Below are 4,004 nucleotides of genomic sequence, written 5' to 3' on the forward strand. Positions count from 1 at the left end.
CTTCCCCGTCTTTATGCGCATCCGGGGCCCGCCCGGATGCGCAGGTGCGGCTAGCGGCCCGTGCCGCCGTAGACCGTGGCCTCGTCCTCGCTGTCGAGGTCAAACGCCCTGTGGATGGCGCGGACGGCGTCGTCGAGCAGATCCGCGTGGGTCACCACGGAGATCCGGATCTCCGAGGTGGAGATCATGTTGATGTTGATGCCGGCCTCGGAGAGGGCCGCGAAGAAGCGGGCGGACACACCCGGGTGCGAGCGCATGCCGGCGCCGATCAGCGAAAGCTTGCCGATCTTCTCGTTATATTCGATGCTCTCAAAGCCGATGCGGTCCTGCGCGGCGTGCAGGGCGGCCAGGGCCTCGGCGCCCTCGACGATCGGGAGGGTGAAGGAGATATCGGTCCGGCCCGTACCGTGGGTGGAGACGTTCTGGACGATCATGTCGATGTTCGAGTGGGCGTCCGCGATGACCTGGAAGATCGCCGCTGCCTTGCCGGGGATGTCAGGTACACCGACAACCGTGACCTTGGCTTCGGACCGATCGTGTGCCACACCGGAGATGATTGGCTGCTCCAAGGCAACTCCCTCTTGAGTCGTGATCTTGTCGTCGGCGCCGGGCAGAACCCAGGTGCCTTCGTTCTGGCTGAATGAGGAACGGACGTGCAGGGGTACCCCAAAGCGGCGGGCGTATTCAACACAGCGCAGGTGCAGAATCTTAGCGCCGGACGCGGCCAGTTCCAGCATTTCCTCGCTGGAGATGCGGTCGATCTTCCGGGCCGAGGCGACCACCCGCGGATCGGCCGTGTAGACGCCGTCGACGTCGGTGAAGATCTCGCAGACATCGGCGTCGAGCGCCGCGGCGAGGGCCACCGCCGTCGTGTCCGAACCGCCGCGCCCGAGCGTCGTGATCTCGTTCGTCGTGTGGCTCATGCCCTGGAACCCGGCCACGATCGCGATGTGCCCCTTGTCCAGGGCGGTGCGGATGCGGTGCGGGTCGACGTCGATGATCCGGGCCTTGCCGTGGATGCCGTCGGTGATCATGCCGGCCTGGGACCCGGTGAAGGACTGGGCCGAGGCGCCGAACTTGTTGATGGCCATGGCCAGCAGCGCCATGGAGATTCGTTCGCCGGCGGAGAGGAGCATGTCCATTTCGCGGGCGGGCGCGGAATCGGTGACCTGGCCGGCGAGGTCAAGGAGCTCATCGGTGGTGTCGCCCATGGCGGAAACCACCACGACCACCTCGTCGCCGGCGTTTTGGGCGTCCACGACCCGCCGGGCGACGCGCTTGATGCCTTCTGCGTCCGCCACCGAGGACCCGCCAAATTTCTTCACGACAAGGTGCTTGGTGGTGGCGGCCGAGACGGGCAACGTCTGCGATCCGGGCTGGACTTCGGTAGTGGGCAAACTCATTCGCGCACCCTCACTGGATCATCGGGGTTCTGGGCCAGGCAACCAAACGGCGCGACGGCGTAACTTCTCACCCCAGTTTATCGCCGTGCCGCCCGCGCCGTTGAATTGTGACCGAATGGCAGACACGCCGGGTTTGTCTCCACCGGACATGCCCAGTGCTGCGGGCCAGGAGTGGACATGGTCTCCCGTTCCGTGGACATGCTCGGTGCTTCCGTGGGACATGCTCATTTTTTTGGCGGCCTGGAGTGGGCATGAGGGCATTGTGTCCATTCCTGGGCGTGGGCGCTGGACCTGTCCGCCGGGCCGGGTGGGGGAGCTCGGGTCAGGAGTGGACATGCTCAGTGCTTCCGCGGGACATGCTCATTCTTGGCGGCCTGGAGTGGGCATGAGGGCATTGCGTCCATTCCCGGGCACGGGCGCTGGGCATGTCCGCCGGGCCGGATGGTGGGCCGGGGTGTCGCTGCCGCGGCGGCCACTAGTGCGTCAGCTCAGGGCGTTGCGGCGGCCCTCGAAGGCCCTGCCGAGCGTGACTTCGTCGGCGTATTCCAGGTCCCCGCCCACGGGCAGGCCGGACGCCAGCCGGGTGACGGCGATGCCGATCGACTTGAGCATCCGGGCCAGATACGTCGCCGTGGCCTCGCCCTCGAGGTTGGGGTCGGTGGCGATGATGATTTCTTGGATGGCGCCGTCGTTGAGCCGGGTCAGCAGTTCACGGATCCGGAGCTGTTCCGGACCGATCCCCGCGATTGGGTTAATCGCGCCGCCCAGGACGTGGTACCTGCCGCGGAAGGACCGCGTGCGTTCCACCGCCAGGACGTCCTTAGATTCTTCGACGACGCAGATAACCGTGGGGTCCCGGCGCGGGTCGCGGCAGATGTTGCACAGTTCCTGCTCGGTCACGTTCCCGCAAACCGTGCAGAACTTGACCCGTTCCTTCACGGTGGTGATGGCATCGACAAGCCGCTTCATGTCCTGCGGATCAGCCTCAAGGATGTGGAAGGCCAGCCGCTGGGCTGACTTGGGCCCCACTCCGGGAAGGCGTCCGAGCTCGTCGATCAGCTCTTGAACTGCGCCTTCGTACACAATGTCCTCGTTCGTTTGGAGTGGGGCCGGGGCCAGCCGGCAGGGAGTCTGCTAGAAGCGGGGCGGCAGCGGGCTTCCATCCAGGGAGCGCTCTTCCACCAGTTTCCCGCCCAGAATACGCTCGACGGCGGCCCGGCCGAAGACGCCCGATTCCTCGATCGTTTCGTCGTCGGCGCTGGGGATGTCCTGTACGTAGACGGTGGTCGCGGCGGCGGCTCGGGCGGGGGCCTTCGCCCGCCCGGCCTCGGCCTCGGGACTGTTCGACAGCCGCTGGTACAGGCTTTGCCGGCCTGCCGGAGCGGCAGCCTCGGGAACGGCAGTGACCGCAACAGCCTCCGCGACGGCAGCGGCGGCCACACGCGGCGCAACAGACTCCGCAACCGCCGGCGCCGGAGCCGCTTCGGCCCGGGCCTGGTGGTCCGAGGTCAGTCCGGACGGCGCGGACACGACACCCGCGTACTCCGGGATCTGTGCCGCCGCCGGCTCGTAGTGCACAGGCTTCGGCTCGGGCTCGGACGCAGCGGGCTCGACATCCGGGCTCGTGTACCGGCCGAGGTTCGAATCTGTGCCGACCGTCCAGACGCCGGGTGACTGCTCGATGGCGCGGGCCCACGCGTCATCCGACGCGTCCGGGTCTGCGCCCGGTGTCCCGGCCGGGGAACCGGCGGTTTTGGATGCCGGCGCGGCAGGGGACTTGCGGGCCGGAGCGGTAGCGGCAGCCGCGGGCTCGGGGCGGCGCGGCGGGGCCACCGGCGAGGGATCCCAATCCAGGGGTGGTTCCTCGTCCAACGGAGGGGCGTCCTCGTCCCGGGGCGGTCCCCAGTCGTCATCGGCGTCGGCGTAGGACCCGGAAGGCTCCGAAGGGCCGTCCGATCCGGCTGCTGGCTCGGCTGCGCGGACCTGAGTTTGGATCGCGGGGGCAGGCACCTGCGGTTCCGCTGCCGGCTCGGCTGCCGGCGCGGCTGCCCGGACCTGAGCCTCGGCCGCGGGGGCCGGAGTGGGTTGCGTCGAAGGCATTGAGGCGGCGGGAACGTGCGCCGCGGCCACCCGCGAGGGGACGGCTTCAGCGGCATCGTTAGCCGGAGATGGGACCTGCTGGGGAGCCGGGCTCAGGCCCCAGGCGACGTCGGCCGATGTCGCCTGGCTTGCGGACGATGCCGGGGTCTCCGGGCTAGCCGGCGGCGCTTTTGGGTTTGGCTCAGAGCTCGCTGGGCTGTTGCTGCTGCCGGCCACGGCCCGGATCTGGCAATCGATGCCGATGGTCTTGTGGATCGCCTGCCGGAGGTTCTCGGCGTGGTCGGCCCGGCCGAAGGCGCCCGCCAGCCCCGTGGTGGTGAACGCGAGGGTCAGGACGTGGTCTTCGAAGTGGCCGACCTGGGCGTTGGGTTCCACCAGTGCCCAGGTGCTGCGTTTGATCTTGGTGAGCGTTTGCAGGATCTCGGGCCAGGCGCGGCGCAAAACCTCCACGTCGGCTCCGGGTCCGGCGGCAGACCCGGGAGCAGGGCTGGGAACAGCGGC

General features: G+C 68.5%; 2 protein-coding genes and 1 pseudogene. All 3 read right to left on the minus strand.

The window, feature by feature from the left end:
* Positions 1 to 50 precede the first annotated feature (50 nt).
* Entirely contained in the window at positions 51 to 1,403 is a 1,353-nt protein-coding gene (locus Y706_RS0120175) for an aspartate kinase (RefSeq protein ID WP_028278009.1), read from the minus strand.
* 483 nt (positions 1,404 to 1,886) lie between these two features.
* Positions 1,887 to 2,486 carry a recombination mediator RecR gene (recR, locus tag Y706_RS0120180; protein ID WP_018774392.1) on the minus strand — a complete coding sequence of 200 codons (600 nt, stop codon included), beginning with the start codon at positions 2,484 to 2,486 and terminating at the stop codon, positions 1,887 to 1,889.
* Between the two features lie 51 nt (positions 2,487 to 2,537).
* Positions 2,538 to 4,004: pseudogene (locus Y706_RS26705) on the minus strand (DNA polymerase III subunit gamma and tau); the annotation flags it as partial.

It is taken from the genome of Arthrobacter sp. I3 (genome assembly GCF_000520575.1).
Classification (GTDB): Bacteria; Actinomycetota; Actinomycetes; order Actinomycetales; family Micrococcaceae; genus Arthrobacter; species Arthrobacter humicola_A.

What these genes read in the sequence shown, in the direction of transcription:
- Y706_RS0120175 (WP_028278009.1), bottom strand. Translation starts at nt 1,403, where the DNA reads ATGAGTTTGCCCACTACCGAAGTCCAGCCCGGATCGCAGACGTTGCCC.